The following is an 18,230-nucleotide window of genomic DNA, read 5'->3' on the forward strand; positions in this document are numbered from 1 at the left end:
GCACTTGCGATGCGACGTTGGACCCCGTCGGTGCCCGCTTCAAGGCGTAACCTGAGCCGGTAGGGGCAATCGCGCCGCACTCCCCCCTCCTCCAATCTCCCTGGCCGACGCCCTGCCCAGAACGACACCTTCAACCCGCCTGCGAAAGTCGATCGTATTGCGCAAGGGGGCCACTTCTTCGACTACTTCACGGCCCGCCGCGCCTTCGATGCCTAGCATGCGAAGATCTACATAAACTCGGAGGGCTCAGTGGAACTGTCGATCTCATTAAGTGACGAGATCCAGGGAATCGGCAGCCGGCCAACTGGTTGGGCAAATTTCTCTCCGACCAAGTAAGCCACAGGTAGTATGACTGAAACTCGTCAGTGATCATCGCTGGTCCATCGGACGCGGGTAGCCATCCAACTCACAATAATGACCTAAACTGCGCGAGGCGCCGATACTGCGTAATCGAATTTGTCACGGTGCGCTTGCCAGCGAGCCATGACTGCATTGGTGTCGGACCGATTGATCGGGGGAGCGCCGTGGGACTGTATGAGAGGTGGTGCGAGTCCACCAAAGAAAAAGACAAGCGCAGGCATTATTGGACCTATGTCGAGAAAGATGGCGGCCGCGACGAAATCAGCGACGACCTCGCCGAAACCATCCGCTCGCACTACGATCAACTCGAACGCATTGCCGAGGACGTGAAGCGACTCGGATACGATGTCGCTAGTGAAATCCTCAACGCCGCAATGCCTCAAACGCCCAGGGGTCGATCCGGCGACCTCGGCGAAATCCTCGCGACCGAACTGGTCGAGGAAGAAATCGGCCTTCGCGTCCCCGTGCGCCGCCTCCGCTACAAGGACGGCCGCAACATGGCTATGCGCGGTGACGACTTCATCGGCGCCGGATACGATGCGGCCGGCGAGAAGCTTTGGCTCCTGAAAGGCGAAGCCAAGAGCAACAAGGCGCTCTCTGGGACCACCGTCACGAGCGCCCGCAAGGTACTTAACCGCGACAGCGGCCGTTGCACGCCAGACTCCCTGCTGTTCGTCGCCAACCGCCTGTTAGAGAGCAATACCCCTGCCGACTACGAATTGGGGCGTAGCTTGCGCGACGAAATCGGCTTGAAGTCGTTGAGCGCCGATCGCATCGACCACATGCTCTTCACCGTCTCCGGCAACGGCCCACACGCCTCGTTGAAAGCGGATCTCGACGCCACTGGGGCCAACCGGGACCACTACGTCGTGAACATCCACGTCGAAGACCACCAAGACTTCATCGCAGGCATGTTCTTGAAGGCGGAACACCTTGGAGACGACTGACGAGTTGACCGCCTTCCTGGCGACCGCCACCGCTGACGGCATCCTCGGGCGCCTCCTCTATCGCGGCGCGGCTTGGTCATTGATGCGCGAAGAGGGCGTGTTACCGCAAAACGCGCCGCCGTTTGGCGCAACCATCGAAACCGATCTTGCCGAGCACGGTTTCGCCGTGCTTCGAGGGGCGATGGCCTTACGCGCTCAGGATGGAGCTTCAGACCTAACGGGCAAGGCCTTCGAGCGAGCCGCCAACGCTTTCGAAGCCCTGGTGCGCAATGGTGACCCTGACGCGCCCGATCGCGGGTTCCGCCGCACCATCGCTGCCGCGGCCTACCATCTGGCCGGCTTTTCGGCCGTTGCCTATTCGCTCTTCAACGAGACGGCGGAAGACCTCAACACCTCGCCGGGCGAAACGGCGATCCGGCACCTGATACTGCGCGATCTCGACCAGCTGCGCGGCTTCGTTCGCGAATGGCTGGACGACGAGGCTCACGGCGATGAGCAGATCGCCGAAGCGCTGCGGGGCCAAGACCCCGACGTCGACGAGGTGCTGTCGACCATCCTCAACACGACGATCTGCCGGGCCCTGGCGTTTTTCGACTTCGCGCTGGAGACAGGCGAGGTCGAGCCGATCGAATCCGCGCGGGACATGCTCGCCACCGCCGTCAGCCTGGCCGACAACGCTAAGAACGTCCCTCTGTGGTGGATTTCGAACCTTTGCCGCCATCTGATCGACGATCTGTGGCAGCACTCCCTCCACCAGAACCTGCCGACTGAGCCGCCCGAGGGTGCAGAGGAAAAGTACCCCGACCTCCGGCGGCTGTTCATCTCCTCGCTCTACGCCCGCAAGACCTCGGAGGTGGAGCTATGGCCCTCGCAGCGCGAAGCGGCCCAGCGCTCCACGGACGTCTCGGACGACCTGGTCGTTGCCCTGCCGACCAGCGCGGGCAAGACGCGGGTGGCAGAGATGGCCGCATTGATGACCCTGTCCACCGACCGCCGGGTGATGATTGTCACGCCGCTGCGCGCCTTGTCGGCTCAAACCGAACGGTCCTTCAGGAAGACGTTCGCGCCCCTCGGGTTCGGTGTCTCCTCACTCTATGGTGCCAGCGGCCTTTCGGCCGGTGATGAAGATGTCCTGCGCATTCGTGAGATCATCATTGCGACGCCCGAAAAACTCGACTTCGCGTTGCGAAGCGATCCGTCGCTGATCGACGATGTTGGCCTGATCGTCCTGGACGAGGGCCACATGATCGGTCCGAGCGAGCGCGAAATTCGCTACGAGACGCTCGTGCAGCGCTTGCTTCGGCGCATTGACGCGGCCGAACGCCGGATCGTCTGTCTTTCAGCGATCCTGCCGAGCGGAGACGAACTTGACGACCTCACCGCCTGGATTCGTTCCGACGAACCGGGTGAGCCGGTGCGTTCCGATTGGCGTCCCACGCGCCAGCGTTTCGGGGCACTCACCTGGCGCGGCAAAGATGCGCTGCTGCGACTTGACCTTGATGACGATGGTCCCTTCCTTGACCAGTTCGTCGTGGAAAAACCTCCACTCGGGCGCGAGAAGAAGCCTTATCCGCGCAAGAACTCGCACCTCGCTTTGTTCGCGGCGTGGGAGTTTGCAAGCCAGGGCAAGCGCACCTTGATCTTCTCCACCCAGGCGAACTGGGTCGAGAGCTACGGAAAACAGGTCGTGGACCTTTGCAAGCGTGGCTATCTGGACTCGCTGATAGATGACGAGGCGCCGATCGCCCGTGCCTTAGAGGTTGGCAAGGAATGGCTGGGCGAGGATCATCCCGCCGTGGCCAGCTTGAAGGTGGGCGTCGCCATCCACCATGGCCGGCTTCCGAGCCCGTTCCTGCGTGAACTGGAAGTCCTTCTATCCGAAGGAGTCGTGAAGGTGATCGTCGCATCGCCGACGCTATCGCAGGGCCTCAACCTCAACGCAGCCGTCCTGCTGGTGCCCGCGCTATATCGCGCGGGCGAGAAGATAAAAGGCGAAGAGTTTGCGAACGTGGCGGGCCGCGCCGGGCGCGCCTTCGTCGACGTCGAAGGACTGATCGTCCATGTCATGTTCGACCGGGTCAACTGGCGAAAGAGCGAATGGCGCGGTCTGGTTGCCTCCGCAAAGGCCCGAACTCTGAAGAGCGGCCTCATCCAGATCGTCGCCGAGATCCTTGAACGCCTGTCGCGCGAGGGCGTGCTGGATCGCGACGACGCCTGGGAATATCTCGCCAATGCCCGCGAGGCCTGGAGATCACTCGACGAGGAAGCCGAGGTGGCCGAGCGGGTGGCTGCTGCCGTGGAATACGACCCCGACGCCGATGACGAAGACACGGACGACGAGGAAGAATCCATCGACGAGGAGCCGCTGTCTCAACTCGTCGAACGCCTCGACGCGATCGTGTTCGGCCTGATCGAAGCGCTGGACGCCGACAGCGCCGATCTACCCAAGCTTCTGGACGAGGCGCTCAAGGGATCACTCTGGGCTCGCCAGATTGCCCGCGAAGACAACGACGTCGCCCCCTTGCACAAGATGGTATTCGAAGCGCGCGCTGACCTCATCTGGAAAACCACCACGGCGGAGGCCCGGCGCGGGCATTTCGCGATGGGCGTCGGGCTCGAAACGGGCCTCGCCATCGACGCCATGGCCGACGAGTTGGCCGAACTGATCGACCGGGCAGACCAGGCAGCGCTAAGCGGCGACATTGACGAACTTGTCGACGCACTCGGTGGTCTCGGCGAACGCCTGCTATTCGTGCGCCCCTTCATCTCAGACAAGACGAACGCGCTGCCGGCGAATTGGAAAGCCATTCTGCACAGTTGGGTGTCCGGCGAGGAGGTCTCCAGGATCGGATCGCAGAACATGCGAGCGGTCGAAGAAGCCTTCACCTATCGCCTGGTCTGGGCTCTCGAAGCCGTCCGCACCCGCCGCATGTCTCTTGGCTGGTCGCCGGAGACGGTGGCGGGCGGCGCGGCGGCGGCGGTTGAAACCGGCGTCCCGCGATTCATGATGGCAATGCTGATCCGCGCTGGCCTGCCGTCACGGCGCGCGGCGATGGCGGCCATCGAGGAGGCCGAGCCAGTCTTCGTCACCCCGGCGGAGATGCGGGCCTGGCTCGAATCCGATGAGATTACGGCTTACACGGACGCCGGCGACTGGCCGACGCCCGACACCTCTGCACTATGGGCGCGCTTCCGAACCGAGGCTCTTAGCGGTGGCATCCAGAAGTGGTCCGTCCAACGCTACAAGCGCCTGCTCGACATCGAGCCCGCTCCGCCCGCCGGCCTATACCGGATCGTCACCGACGAGGGGGATGGACGGACCTGGCTTGCAACCCCCGACTACCAGCGGGTCGCTGCCTTCAAGAAGCCGGCGGTCGATCCCAAACCCAGCCTTTTCTCGGGCCGCCTGCCCGGTAATACAAGGCTCGTGGAAGCTTTGCGCGTTGGCCGCGGAAAGTTGCGCTGGCCGTCCGCTGATGCTTGAAGCGGAACCGTAGACATGCTCTATGCCTGGGTCGGCGACCAGAAGCGCGCACCCTTCGCGAAGGGAGAACGGACGACCTGCCCCGACTGCGGTGGACTGCTCTCCGCCGTCATTCCTGTGGAGAACACGCCTCACTGGCGGCACAAGGCAGGCGACTGCGATCCCTGGAGCGAGCCGGAGGGACCTTGGCACCTCGGCTGGAAAGAAATTCTTTGACATGTCCTGTCGAGAGGTCGCTCAGCGCGACCCGGCAACGGGAGAGCTGCACCGCGCCGACGTCTTGGTCGGCAGCGGCAGCCGCGCGCCAGCGTGCTCGAGCTGCAGCACTCCTCAATCAGCGAGGACGAGCGAATCGCGCGAGATGCCTTTTATCGGCGCGGACATCGGATGTTCTGGTTGGTCCACATCCACAGCGAAAGCTCGTTCCTAGAGACCTATTTCAGCATGTCGCTCGATTTTAGTTCGCGCGTCACCAACCTCGACGGCAAGGAGTTCGCCGTCATGCGCTGGATGGGCCCGAATAAGCAATTCATCGAGAAGTGGAAGCGCGCTACCGCCCACGTCTTCTTCAATGCTGGCCCTTACATCTTCTACCTTGCCAGCCCTGGGGTGGCCGCTCGCCTGGGAGCGCCCCTGCGGCGTGGCGAGTTCGCTCTGTGCACCCTCAGTCGGGATGATTTTCTGCGGGCCGTCCGCTGGGAGGATGGCGCCCCTTCCTAAGGCCTCGTCCGCTTTGAACCGGGACGCGCATATCGCTTTGGCTAGGAGGAGAGAGATATCCAAACAACCGCGTTACCCTCGCCTGCTGGCAGCACGACGCCAACTTCGGCATCCGCACCGCTATCGTGGTATCGCGATCATGCCTAGCCATACTCTAATCAGGTTGCGCGGGCAGCGCGATGACGTTTTCCGCACCGAACAAAGTCGTCAGCCGGGTCATGGCACCAGGGTTAAGAAGCTGTGTGAAGAGCAGCGCTAGGCGAACCTTCGGCCGAGAGCAAGCCACGTAGAAGAGATTTCGATTGTTTTCGTAGGACTCCAACTTGTCCGCCGGCGGGCCGGCCTCGCTCCATGCGAGCATTTGGGCGAAATCGTACTTGTTCCAGCCTCTGCCGACGACCACGAGCACATTCTCAAACTCGGCGCCCTTCACACCATGTTTCGTTGCAAACGGCGTATGGCCATCAATGAATCGGTCTAGCGCTACGACCTCGGAGTAAGAGACAGCCCGCAGCTTGCGCAGTTGGGTGACACGCCGTGACTCTCCGTCGACAGGTTGAGGCCCCGTTTCCGCCAGCAGTCTTTCACGTTCTTCCACCGCCTCGGGAAGCCGCATGTGTGGCTGCGCGGCGAGAAATTCGATCACTTCACCAATCGATCCAGAAAGCCGTAGCGCGATCAACGTCTGCATGGCCTCAGCCCATGCGACCTTGTCCACGTGCTTGCGAATGCGCGGCATGCCCGTGCCGAATCTCTCGAACATCTCGCCGTAACGCCGCGCTTCGAACGCCGCACAAGCCGGTTCGAGCTGGTCCGTCAGAAACTTGATATGGGGATCATCTTTCTTCAGCCAGGGGTCATTGAACTGACCGTAAATCGGCGGAATGCTCGCGTATCCTTGTTCGCGAGCCAACACGCTGTGGCTGAGCATGAGTATCTTGGTCTTCCCAATTGAGAAATCCCAGCCCTCGCCGCCGAGCCGTCTCCTGATGTGACCGAAAAAGGCTCTGGCCGCGTCGGCACTGGTGTCACCTGTCCAGTGGCCACCGCCCTGTCCGGTGCGTCTGACTCCAGGCCATGCATTGGTGTGGAAGACGCGCGCTTCGCCTGGCGCGTCAGGGTCGCTCACCATCTGCGGCAGATCGGGGCGCATACGATTCAGCATCTGCACGATTGGGGCCACCGAACGGAAGTTGGCGTTCTTGTCGATTACCTCAAGCGCGTCATGCTCAACCGAGCCGCATCCGTCGCCGTAGATTTTCTGCCAATGATCACCGAACAGTCCAATCAGTGGCCCTTCGCCGCGATCGAGGAACCAGACCTTAAGTGCGTCAACAAACGCTGCGTCTGTGTCCTGGTACTCGTCGATCAGCAGCACCGGATAACGTGCAGTTAGCACCGCCCGGAACTTGGGAAATGCCATGACCTGAGTCATCAGGGCCAGCACATCCTCGTGGCGTATGCTGACTCGCTCATTCCCCACGCTGGGAAAGCCAAACTCATAGTGCACCCGTCGAGCGCCGATACCACCCGTTGGCTCCAACCTCTCCGCCCATCCGGGCAATCCGGGCACAAGGGCACGGAGCGTTGTCTGAAAATCTTGCAGGATCGACCAGCAAAAGCCATGGACGGTCTCTGATCGCACCGCCGGATGCGCCCCGATACGCGAGAGTATTTCGTCCTTGGCGACGTTCGTGTAGGTGATGCAGCCGACCTGCTGACGCTGGCGAAGAAGCTCCGAGCCGCGACGGTCAATCAATCGGCGAAGCGCCTTGTCGAGTGAATAGGTTTTGCCCGCACCGGCACCCGCCTCCAAACGAAAGCTTCTCGCTTCGTCGAGGCATGCGAACATCCGTTCAAGCGCGACCCGACCGGCGGCGTCGGCGGGACTTTCGACGCCATCAGCCATTCTCGCCAGCCTCTGCGACATTCATGGCGACACCAGCCACTTCTGCAACGATCTCGACCACGACCGCCGGTAGTGGCTCCAGGGCGACAAGGTTGCCATGGGCCAACCAGCGCAAGCCCTCCGAAATGTAGCGGGGCACGTTCCAGTCCGTTTGCTCGATTGCATGCTCCAAAGCGAACGTCGACTTCTTCTGCTCAGCGGCGTGCTCATAGGCGAGTTCGGCTGCATCCCCGTCACCAAGTGGAAAGCGGTCGGGGTTTGCAAGAATGAAGGCGTCTTCAAAGCTACGCGCACACGGTCCACCGTCTGCCTCGGGGATCTGGTAGGCGAGCCGGCGAACGCCGACCATCTTTTGAACTGCCGTCTTTTTTAACAATTCGACTGGCGAAACATCATTCTCGAACCAAGCCTTGATGCAGCCGTTGCTCGTAAATGCGCCCTTCGCAACTGGCACGGCCACGCGCTTCCCTTTCTCATTGGATTTCACGGCGTCGATGTCGGTGATGATTAGTGTGCGCAATTCGAGGAAGGTCAGAAGATCGAAAAACCGGTGGGCGTAAGCGCCCCCGACCTCCATCACTGTTAGATACTGGCTCGCCAGCTGTGGCTCACCAGCAGCCGCGGCGTCAGTCTTACGAATCATGGCTGGAAGCAGGAGCCGCTCAGAGGTACCCTCGATGAGGACGGCCTTGTCGGCGAAGAACAGATCACACCGAGTCAGCGTCAGATACTGGTGCAAGAACTCCCGATCGGGCACAGGCGCGTCGCCCATTCCAAGCCGAAGATCTTTAATGACCGACCGGCGCATGCCTTCACCGTCGGGCATTGACAAGAAATAGCGCATGGATTCGAAACGCGCTTCGTTCGCCATGTGTGGTGAATGTGTGGTCACAACGAATTGCACCGGCCATGGGCGGTTCTCATTGAGCTGCGCCACAAACGCGCTCGTAATCTGGTCGAGCTGACGGATAAAGACCTCCTGCATTTGGGGATGCAGATGGGCCTCCGGCTCCTCAATGAAAACTAGATGGACTCCGGCAGCCGACGGCGTCGCCTGATACTCACGAAAAAAGCGCAGCAGCTGTAGGAGCATATAAACGAGGTTGCGCACGCCGAGGCCGTTGTAAGTCTCGGGCAATGTGACGCCGTTCACTCCCAAATAACGAACCTTGGTGTGGTCGCTGAGCAGCTTTTCTACATCGAAGCTGGTTTCGGTAACTAGGCCGGGGTCAGCTAGCCCTGGGTAGCCGAACAGATCGAACGTGGGCAGCAGGGAAGTCAGCTTCGCATTGAAGCCGGCATGCAGGTCACCCTGGATCTGTTCTACCGCCGCTTGCAACTGTTCGGCGGTTGTGCGTTTTTCCGGGTCAAGCGGATCTGTCAATGCCGACTGAAAGAGCACTTCAACGACTTTGCCAAGCACATCGCGCTCGCGGTGAGTGTCATCGTCCAGTCCCCGTTGTGCGTTGATGAAGCCCCCGTGGACCAGTGCGGTCAGGGTTTTCGGCTCCAGGGCCTTACGATTGCTTGGATCGTTTGGATCGACTGCCTCGAGTGACGACGCATAGGCTGCCGGCAAACGACTCCCGAGCGCGCGAAACAGAGCGCTACGGTCAGCCGCCACATCTTCGCCTGCCGTGACGATCCCGGCGTATAGCGCTTCGGCCGCCGTCGTTCGCGGACCAAAAGTGAGAACCAGCCGCGCCTCCGCACAGTCTGGATTGAGATCAATAATGCAGTCGCTGAGCGGCCCGATGTCGGGTGCGTCGACATCATAGGAGATGTCAAGAGTGATTGTGATCGATGGAAGATGTCCGAGCACATCGGGAGCATCTGCGCCGGCCCGGAACGCGTTGAAAGCTGTCCAAAAGCATTCATGACAGCCGAGGGAGAAATCCTCCAACCTGAACGTCAGAGTTCGCTCGGAAAGGAGACGACGAAACAGCTCGGCTATTGAGGTCTTGCCGCTGTTGTTGCGGCCGACGATCAGCGTCGTCCGCTCCTCTAGCCCGATCGCGACCTTCCTCAGGAGCCGGAAATTTTCAATCTCTATATGCTTGATACGCATTTGGTTTCGCTTCCCTTCCCTGTTTACGAAGTCAGCGCAATGACGCTCGCCATCGCAACCGCGGTTGTGTGGCTCGCGCTCACCAGCCAGCGGACGACCCCCTGTTCGTCCACAACCGCCTCCAATCGACGGTGCAACACGACAGTTAGCGTGCCTGTCCGCTAAGATGCGACCCCGACATCCGTAAACGCAATGCCGCCACCCTAGCCTGTACCAAGCGCTTTCAACATAGGCTCCTTCCCGAGCGTCGAGGGCTGATGTTTGTCAGTCATGCTACGGCATCCTGTGGTTATCAGTTTCCAATAGCCGTTATTAACGCACCGTCATAAGAGTAGTCCTCTGGGGCAGGTGCGGGCCGCTTGCCGTGCAATAGCGTGTCCACCAGAGGTCGCAGCAAGCAGGACGGTTGCAGCGAAGGGAAACAATCGAGGCACGGCTCTCCTCCTCACTCGGTTGCCTGAAGTTTGTTTGCGCGAATAACCTCCGCCCACTTCTTCCGATCTGCTCGGATGCGGGTAGTCATTGCCTCGACTCCCCCGTCGATTGGCGTCAACCCCGTGGAGGCATACCACTTTCGTACGTCTGGATCGTTGACAGCTTTCTCCAACGCGTCGCGAAGCTTATGCACAACTTCAGGCGGCGTTTTTGCAGGCGCCCACACCGCCCAAATATTGCTTGCTTCGAAGCCAGGAAACCCCGACTCCGCGATAGTTGGCACATCCGGCATCAACGGCAGGCGCTGAAGGGACCCGACGGCAAGGGGCTTCAATCTTGCATTCGCCGACAATGCTAAGGCTTGGGGAATTCCGAAGAACATAACCTGCACCTCTCCGGCAACGAGGTTGGGAGTAGCCGGTCCAGTGCCAGTGTAGGGCACGTGCATCATGTCCAAACCGCCCTGCATCTTCAGTTGCTCCATGAAGAGCTGATGCGTACTACCGATGCCTGTCGATGCAAAACTAATTTGGCCGGGTTTGTCTTTGACTAACTTGACTAATTCACGCAGGTTGTTTGCCGGCACGCCTGGGTACGCCATCAAGGCGAGCTCCAAACGCGCGGCGGGACCAACCGGCTCGAAGCTTGTCTCCACGTCGTAACTCAGCTTTGGATAAAGCGACGGTGCAACGGAAAACTGGATGTCGCTGCCCATGATCACCGTATAGCCGTCAGACGCCGCGTTTGCGGTGGCTGCCATGCCGATGTTGCCGCTCGCGCCGCCGCGATTCTCGACAATCACAGTTGTTCCCAAAGCTTGGCCCATTGCAGGTGAAAGGCGCCGCGCGATCAGGTCGCCGCTCGTGCCGGGTGGATAAGGCACGATGATCTTCACGATGTTGGTGGGCCAGGCACCGCTTGCGGCAAAAGCCGAAGCAGTCAAGGTCAGACAGCAGGCGCCTGCCAAGCGCAATGCATGGGTCAGAGATGGTCGTAGATTCATGGTCTCCTCGCTGCTTTTTGTGACGCCAATCTGATGTTGGCGGATTGCGTGCAAGACGACGCATCGTATTGCTGCAATCGCAGCGTAGTGCCCAAAAAAATATATGTCAATGATTGAACTATTCAATAAACGCAGTATATGATGCGCAAACGAACTGGCCATTGGGGCTGGTCGGCGAGGCCCAGCACCCAAGCACGCATTCGACGAGCGGCGTTGCGGCAGCGCGTGCAGATGAAGGAGACATGCATGACCCTCCCTGTTCCGGTCACTTATGCCGGCGGCGTGTACGACCGCACTTCGGCGCTTTACACCGGCGATGTTCGTCCCACAGGAATCGACCTGACTTTTTTGCCGATGCCTATAGAAGAACTCTTCTGGCGGCAGGGCAAATACCATGAGTTCGACGCCGCAGAATTTTCATTTGGCGCGTATTTGGCATCGGTCGAGGACCCTAATTGGGGATTCACGGCTTTGCCCATCTTTCCCTCCCGCGTCTTTCGTCACAGTGCGATCTACGTACACGCCGAGAGCGGCATCGAGCATGCCTCGGACCTCGCGGGAAGAACGGTGGGAACACCTGAATGGAGCCAGACCGGATCGTTATGGGCACGCGGGATTCTGGGGGAACATTACGGCGTCGACCTCCGTAGCGTGCGTTGGCGCACTGGCGGCCTTCAGCATGCCGGCCGCAAAGAAAAGTCTCGTGTCGTACCGCCTGCTGGCTTCGACGTCCAGACATTGGCAGAGGGCAAGACATTGCAGCAGTCGCTGCTTGATCGAGAGATCGACGCCATCATCACTGCCCGCCCTCCCGAGGCGTTTGCGCAGGGCGACCCCGCCATTAGGCGTCTGTTTGCAGACTACCGTGCTGAAGAAGGTCGTTATTACGACGCCTCGCGGATTTTTCCGATCATGCATGTCCTGATTGTTCGGAACGCGTTGCTCCAGGCGTATCCGTGGATTGCCGGCAACCTGCGCACCGCGTTCGAGGCGGCGCGCCGGCCGGCAACCGGGCATCTGCTTGACAGTGCCGCGTGCAATACAAGCTTGATCTGGGAGTCGAGCTACGCGGAAGAGGAGCGAGCGCGGTTTGGCGACCCGTTCGTATACGGAGTGGAAGAGAACCTTCCGACGTTGAACGCCATCTGCCGGTATGCGCACGAACAAGGTTTTACGAGCGATCTGCTTACGCCCGCCGACCTGTTTTTTCCCACCACATTGACGACGGCCAAGGTCTGACAGTCAATTGCAAGGACGTTAACAATGGCTGAGATCCTCGGTTTGGGCCTGTCCCACTATCCCCTCTTGTGTGTACCCGACGCCAGCATGGCGAGTCTGCTTGCATGGACGCTGGAAGATCCCGATATCCCTGCCCATGAAAAAGACCCGATCAATTGGTCGGCTCAGATGCAAGAGGAATGGTCCAACGACAAAGGTGCTAAAGCGGCGGGCCGGCACCGCGCCGAATTGGTTCGCAACTTCGATCGGGCGCGGGACGCACTTGATGCATTCAAGCCTGATGCGGTGCTGATCTGGGGCGATGATCAGTACGAAAACTTCAAGGAAGACGTGATTCCTCCATGGACCGTGTGCGCCTATCCAGACATGGAAGTAAAACCTTGGGATCACGCCCACGAATCGTCGGCAATGAACGACCGGGTCAACGTCTGGGGTGAAGGCAAGGACGCGGCATTCCTGCTGAGGGGACGGCCTGATATAGCGAAGGAGCTGACAACCGGTCTGCTGCAACAGGAGATCGACGTGGCCTACGCGTATAAGCCGCTTCATCACAAAAGCGCCGGACATGCGTTCATCAACGCAACGCTGTTTCTTGATTACCATCGCCGCGGCTTCGAGCATCCGGTGATCATGATGCCGCTGAACTGCTACGGCCGTAAGGTCATTTCCGCCAAGGGATTCTTCACACGGTTCAGCCACGACGTCGAGCTCGACCCCCCCTCCCCGTCGCCCAAACGCTTTATGCAGATGGGCGCAGCCGTGGCGCGGGTGTTGAAGGCAAGTCCCTATCGAATTGCTCTCGTCGCATCGTCGAGCTGGTCCCATGCGTTCCTGTGCGACCGCACGTGGCGGCTTCGTCCGGATACTGAAACTGATGAGCGGCTCTATGCCGCGCTGAGGGCTGGGGACTACGACGCTTGGGAGCGCGTCACTTTGGATGACATAGAAGGGGCCGGCCAGCAGGAGCTGCTGAATTGGTTCGCCTTGCTTGGTGCGATGCGAGAATTGAACGCGCCGCTGCAATGGAGCGAGATGGTTCCGACCGACGTCTTCAATTCGAACAAGGTCTTCGTGCAGTACGGGCCGGTTGGAGCAAATCCATGAGCGACGTAAATCCAGGCAAACCGGTTAATGGCGACAGACTCCAACGCGACATTATGGAACGCACTTTGATTCATGGCGCCGTGTCGACCCGCTACCTCGAAGCGGGCGAAGGTCCCGTCTTGCTGCTGATTCATGGGTCTGGACCAGGTGTGTCGGCCAGGGCGAACTGGCAAGGTACGCTTGCGTCGGAGTTGGCCAAACGGTATCGCGTCATCGCGCCGGATGTGCTTGGCTTTGGCGCGACCGCCGCGCCTGCGGACATCGAGTTCAGCCATGACGCACGTGTGTCGCATGTGATCGACTTCATGACTGCAATGGGCATCGAGTCTTTTGCGATGATCGGCAACTCGATGGGCGGTGCGATCGCGTTAAGTGTCGCGCACCGGGTTCCCCACCGAGTCACGCGCATGGTGCTAATGGGCGCAGTGGGCACCCGTTTTCCGATCACCGACGCACTTGACCGGGTTTGGGGCTATGAGGCGAGCATCGCGTCGATGCGCGAGCTGATGGACCTTTTTGCTTACGACAAAGGAATCGTCAACGAAGATCTAATTCGCATGCGTTACGAGGCAAGCCTCGCGCCGGGGATTCTCGAGCGCTATCACGCCGCCTTCGCAGCGCCGCGACAACGTCATGTCGACGCAATGGCCTTGAGTGATGACGCGCTCGCGAGCATCACGACACCCACCCTGCTCATTCACGGTGCGCAGGACCGCATCATTCCTCTGGAGGCTACCAGCCTTCACATGGCGCGTACGCTGCCTAACGCCGATCTGGTCGTACTGGGGCGATGCGGCCATTGGACACAGATCGAGCGGGGCGCGGAATTTCGCCGTCAGGTGGCGTCATTTCTAGACGCGCCAAGCACCGATCTATAAATAAGGAGACATCAATGCTGACCAAAGAAGACAATGACCGCCTGACCCGCGTGGGCCCCGGCACACCAATGGGCGATCTGATGCGCCGCTACTGGATGCCGATTGCCATCTCCGCTGACATTGGCGAGCGTCCAGCGGCGCGCCGGTTGCTGGGTGAAGACCTTGTGGTGTTTCGATCCGGTGACGGCAAGGTGGGAGTGGTCGACCGCCAATGCAAGCACCGCCGCGCCGACCTGCTCGTGGGCGTCTGTGAAAAATCGGGCATCCGGTGCGGGTATCACGGCTGGATGTACGCGCATGATGGTCAGGTGATCGAACAGCCCGCCGAACCGCGCCTGAATCCACGCGTACGCATTAAGGCATATCCGGCGCAAGAACTTGGCGGACTTGTCTGGACGTATATGGGTCCTCAGCCTGCCCCCCTCTTGCCGCATTTCGACCTGTTTGTATGGGAGGATGCCATCCGCGACGTCGGGGAGTGCGTGCTCGACTTTAACTTCATGCAGGCCATGGAAAACTCGGTCGACCCCCATCACGTGGAATGGCTGCATGGCCGCTTCATGAATGCGCACAACGCGATCGAAAACAACGGCAAGGAGCCCGTCGAAGTGCTGGCACGAAAGCACTTGAAGGTAGGCTTTGACCCGTTCGAGTACGGCATCATCAAGCGGCGTGTGCTCGAAGGCCAAACCGAAGAAGATGAAGACTGGAAAGTGGGCCATCCGTTGGTCTTCCCGATCATGCTGCGAGTGGGCGGCGGCGGGATGGACCAGTTCCAGATACGCGTGCCTATTGACGACACCCACACCTGGCACCTTTGGTACACGGCCTACCGGCCCAAGACCGCCTTTGCGCGCCAGACCACGGTCCCGCGATATGACGTGCCGCTCTTCGACGCTAAGGGCGAACGTATCGTCGACTTTGTCGATGGTCAGGACATTGCCGCTTGGGCAGGGCAAGGAGTCATTGCTGACCGTAGCCTGGAAACGCTGGGCGCCTCCGACGTGGGTGTGGTTATGTTGCGTAGGATGTTTCTGGAACAGCTGAAACGAGTCGAAGCGAATGAGGATCCCTTGGGTACTGTGCGCGATCCGGCAGCGAACGTGTGCATCGATCTGCCCATGGAGCAGAACAAGTATGGCTCCGGGGCGGCGTTCCGCGATGAATTGTTCGCCCATCAGGCGGTGCGATACTCCCCAATTCGTGACGCGGTCCAGACCTTGTTTCGGCAAGCCGAAGGTCGATCGGCCTCGGTGCCAGTGTCGACGGCGATGGCCTGACGCGCCATGACCGAGGGCATCTCGTTAGCCATCCTGGGCCTCGGGCCCGGCGGCCTGGCCATGCTCCCATATCTGGATGCGCATCCGGACGTGCGGCTGGCCGGCTTGTGCGACCTGCGCATTGACGCGCTGCAAGCCGCGCCCGTACCGAAGTCGGTGCCGCGATGGACGTCGATTGACGATCTGCTAGCCAGTGATGTGGAAGCCGTGTATGTGGCGACCCCAACCCATCATCACGCGGCTCATGCTATCGCGGCCATGCGCGCAGGCAAGGACGTCATCATTGAAAAGCCGATGTGCGTCAGTCTAATGGAGGCAGACGCCATCGCGTCCACCGCAGCGCAGACCGGCAGAAAGGTGGTGGTTGGTCACTCCCAAAGTTTCGAGCCTGCCATCCAATTGATGCGCGCACTCATCGTGTCCGGCGCGGTGGGCCAGTTACGTGCACTGAACGCGTGGAATGCCACCGACTGGATGTATCGCGCGCGCCTGCCCGTGGAGTTTCAGCGCGAAGCGGGCGGGGGCGTTGTCCATCGCCAGGGGGTCCATCACGCCGACATGCTGCGCTATCTGGCAGGAGGCAGCCCTCGAACCCTGCGGGCAGCAATAGGCGATTGGGACCCGCTGCGGCCCGGCGACGGTAGCTACAGCGCGTTTCTGTCTTTCGACGATGGCGTTGTTGCGACGCTGTTCTACAGCGGGTACGACCACTTTCCCGCGACAGAACTAACTTTTGGCATCGGCGAAAACGGCCGTCAGGCGCTGCCTGGTCATGCGCGTGCCCGACGCGCTTTGCGTGCCGGCGGAAGCGATCCTTCAATCAAACATGGCGCCGGACTTGCAGCACAAATGGAGCGCCTTGCCCCAGGTGAGCATCCAGCATGTTTTGGCATGCTGCTGGCAAGCTGCACCCAGGCCGATCTGCGTATCGACCGGACGGGAGTCCAGGTTTTCGCCGATGACTTCTGTCGCACGTTGCCGATTGTAGGCCTGCCCGCGGGACGGAGTGCTGTCCTGGACGAGTTGGTCAGTGCTGCGGCAGGAGTGCCCACTGTTCATGACGCAGCCTGGGGGCGGGCGAACATGGCCATGTGTCATGCTATCGTGGAGTCTTCCCTGGCTGCCACCGAAGTCTCACTCAACAGTAATTTGGTGCCACCCACCGGTGCGCCAGCGCTGGCGCCACCTCCTTTGGTTTTTGCACATCTCCAAGCGTTGTTCGATGACTCGTTCCGCCATCCTTAGAAACGACGACCCTTCGGCTGGAAACCTCCCAGTTCGGCTCCGGCTTCAGGCGCACTTGAGTGCTCGAGAGTCTCCTGACCTCAATCCTTCGTCCCTGCTCGTTCTGCTAGGAATGTATAGAGCGATGGCCGTGCTCGACAGGAATCAAACTGACGAGCTGGCTCCGAGCGGACTCAATTGCGCTCAGTTCAATGTACTTACGGTGCTGCATCGGGCGGCCGTTCCGCTGGCAATGCGTCAACTGTCCACCATGATGGCCGTACAGCCGACTAACCTGTCAGGCATCGTGCGCACCCTGCGGGGCCGGGGTTTGGTTAAGCAGGTGTTGAACGAGGCGGATTCCCGATCATTACTGGTTTCCATTTCCGTCGAAGGCGAACAGTTTTTAGCAAAGGTGCTGCCCGCACACTGGTCCCGCTTAGAAGGCATCATGAGCGACTTGGCAGAGGATGAGCGCTTGACATTGGTCGGCCTGCTCGAAAGATTGGTGCACTCGATTCGCGTTGCCGAGCAGGCCAGGGACAGCGGCAAGACCAATCGCAATGTTAAAGAGCCGGCTGCTACCTCCAAAAGCACCATTAAGCGAAAGCCTGCGATCAAAACCGCGGTGCTGGCAAAAGCCAAACCTAGCAAGGTTTCTGCGGCGAAAAAGAAACTCCGCACCTCTTCTGCCTGATGCGATACCTTTAATGACGTCTTCTGGATCCAGACGCGGCGCTTGGGAACCCTTGCTATCTACAGGCTTCGCCGCGCTTTCAGCCCTGTTGCGGACTGATTCGTTTACGATCCCACGGCAAACGATTTCTTCGATGATAAACTTGCCTGCGACGTGCCACCCCTGTGTGGCAACGATGTCGTTTCAACTATCCGAGATTGGTTTGATCGAACCCACACCCATGAAGCCAAGGATTAACTCCGACGTTGCTTACGCTAAGCTGCGCAGGATGATTCTTTTGGGTGAACTTCCCCCTCAATCTAAGTTGAAGATCGAGGTGTTGCAACGCGAACTGGAACTGTCCAGTACTCCAGTGCGTGAGGCCTTAAATCGACTGACCACTGAAGGCTTGGTCGTGTCCGAAGAAAATCGGGGATTTCGGGCCGCGCCGCTTACCGTCAGCGATCTGCGCGACATTACCCGGATGCGCTTACTCATGGAAGGGGAAGCGCTGGCGGATGCTATACGTTGCGGCAATGCTGCGTGGGAGGCCGGTATCGTTGCGGCGCATTACAGCTTGGCGCGCTTCGAACGCGTGAGCAACGGGGCGCGTGGCGAAGAGTGGACGGTGCTGCATAAGGCATTTCACATGTCGCTGCTCGCTGCTTGCAGTTTTCCTCGGATCCTGGCGATGTGCGATAACTTGTTCGACCAAAGCGAACGCTATCGGCGGTTCGCTGTGCGTTTGCAGCCCGGAACACGGGATGTTGCTGCGGAACATCTCGCCATCATGGATGCGGTAATCACCCGCGACGTCACCACTGCATCAATGCTCCTGCTCGACCATTTACGTGCGACTGGTGAGCGTGTCCTTTCGACGCTGTCCCGTTCGGCGGCTTGAAG

Annotated in this window: 13 protein-coding genes; 10 read left to right on the plus strand and 3 right to left on the minus strand. The window is 60.0% G+C overall.

Going from position 1 to position 18,230, the window contains the following annotated elements:
- The first annotated feature begins 524 nt into the window (after nucleotides 1-524).
- From IE116_RS13720 to IE116_RS25915, 3 genes are all read left to right on the plus strand, one after another.
- Nucleotides 525-1,307 carry a HamA C-terminal domain-containing protein gene (locus IE116_RS13720; RefSeq protein ID WP_189613265.1) on the plus strand — a complete coding sequence of 261 codons (783 nt, stop codon included), beginning with the start codon at nucleotides 525-527 and terminating at the stop codon, nucleotides 1,305-1,307.
- Complete coding sequence (locus IE116_RS13725; RefSeq protein WP_189613267.1) at nucleotides 1,294-4,791, plus strand: DEAD/DEAH box helicase; 3,498 nt, start codon at nucleotides 1,294-1,296, stop codon at nucleotides 4,789-4,791. Before IE116_RS13720 ends, IE116_RS13725 begins: the two co-directional genes overlap by 14 nt.
- 387 nt (nucleotides 4,792-5,178) lie before the next feature.
- Nucleotides 5,179-5,511: a hypothetical protein gene (locus IE116_RS25915; protein WP_229828159.1), complete on the plus strand. Its 333-nt coding sequence runs from the start codon at nucleotides 5,179-5,181 to the stop codon at nucleotides 5,509-5,511.
- Between the two features lie 154 nt (nucleotides 5,512-5,665).
- Here the strand turns inward: IE116_RS25915 and IE116_RS13735 are convergent, their stop codons facing one another.
- The 3 genes from IE116_RS13735 to IE116_RS13745 all read right to left on the minus strand — a co-directional run bounded on the left by IE116_RS13735 (nucleotide 5,666) and on the right by IE116_RS13745 (nucleotide 11,088).
- A complete protein-coding gene (locus IE116_RS13735; protein WP_189613269.1) occupies nucleotides 5,666-7,420 on the minus strand; it encodes a UvrD-helicase domain-containing protein in 1,755 nt (584 codons plus the stop codon).
- Nucleotides 7,413-9,488 (minus strand): ATP-dependent nuclease, encoded by a 2,076-nt coding sequence (locus tag IE116_RS13740; protein ID WP_189613270.1) that lies wholly within the window; start codon nucleotides 9,486-9,488, stop codon nucleotides 7,413-7,415. Before IE116_RS13740 ends, IE116_RS13735 begins: the two co-directional genes overlap by 8 nt.
- Nucleotides 9,489-9,933: 445 nt before the next feature.
- Nucleotides 9,934-11,088 carry a Bug family tripartite tricarboxylate transporter substrate binding protein gene (locus IE116_RS13745; protein ID WP_189613272.1) on the minus strand — a complete coding sequence of 385 codons (1,155 nt, stop codon included), beginning with the start codon at nucleotides 11,086-11,088 and terminating at the stop codon, nucleotides 9,934-9,936.
- An 84-nt stretch (nucleotides 11,089-11,172) separates the two neighbouring features.
- Here IE116_RS13745 and IE116_RS13750 point away from each other — a divergent pair, with 84 nt between their 5' ends.
- The 7 genes from IE116_RS13750 (at nucleotide 11,173) to IE116_RS13780 (ending at nucleotide 18,228) form a co-directional block, all read left to right on the plus strand.
- A complete protein-coding gene (locus IE116_RS13750) occupies nucleotides 11,173-12,165 on the plus strand; it encodes an ABC transporter substrate-binding protein (RefSeq protein ID WP_229828160.1) in 993 nt (330 codons plus the stop codon).
- Nucleotides 12,166-12,189: 24 nt separating this feature from the next.
- Nucleotides 12,190-13,269 (plus strand): DODA-type extradiol aromatic ring-opening family dioxygenase, encoded by a 1,080-nt coding sequence (locus IE116_RS13755; RefSeq protein WP_189613274.1) that lies wholly within the window; start codon nucleotides 12,190-12,192, stop codon nucleotides 13,267-13,269.
- A complete protein-coding gene (locus IE116_RS13760) occupies nucleotides 13,266-14,147 on the plus strand; it encodes an alpha/beta fold hydrolase (protein WP_229828161.1) in 882 nt (293 codons plus the stop codon). Before IE116_RS13755 ends, IE116_RS13760 begins: the two co-directional genes overlap by 4 nt.
- Nucleotides 14,148-14,161: 14 nt before the next feature.
- Nucleotides 14,162-15,427, plus strand: a complete 1,266-nt coding sequence (locus tag IE116_RS13765; RefSeq protein WP_189613276.1) for a Rieske 2Fe-2S domain-containing protein — start codon at nucleotides 14,162-14,164, stop codon at nucleotides 15,425-15,427.
- A gap of 6 nt (nucleotides 15,428-15,433) precedes the next feature.
- Nucleotides 15,434-16,672 carry a Gfo/Idh/MocA family protein gene (locus tag IE116_RS13770; protein ID WP_189613278.1) on the plus strand — a complete coding sequence of 413 codons (1,239 nt, stop codon included), beginning with the start codon at nucleotides 15,434-15,436 and terminating at the stop codon, nucleotides 16,670-16,672.
- Nucleotides 16,673-16,796: 124 nt separating this feature from the next.
- Nucleotides 16,797-17,348 carry a MarR family winged helix-turn-helix transcriptional regulator gene (locus tag IE116_RS13775; RefSeq protein ID WP_189613280.1) on the plus strand — a complete coding sequence of 184 codons (552 nt, stop codon included), beginning with the start codon at nucleotides 16,797-16,799 and terminating at the stop codon, nucleotides 17,346-17,348.
- A gap of 202 nt (nucleotides 17,349-17,550) precedes the next feature.
- Nucleotides 17,551-18,228 (plus strand): GntR family transcriptional regulator, encoded by a 678-nt coding sequence (locus IE116_RS13780; RefSeq protein ID WP_189613282.1) that lies wholly within the window; start codon nucleotides 17,551-17,553, stop codon nucleotides 18,226-18,228.
- Nucleotides 18,229-18,230: the final 2 nt, after the last annotated feature.

The sequence above is a fragment of the Pigmentiphaga litoralis genome, from assembly GCF_014651835.1.
In the GTDB taxonomy this organism is placed as follows: domain Bacteria; phylum Pseudomonadota; class Gammaproteobacteria; order Burkholderiales; family Burkholderiaceae_B; genus Pigmentiphaga; species Pigmentiphaga litoralis.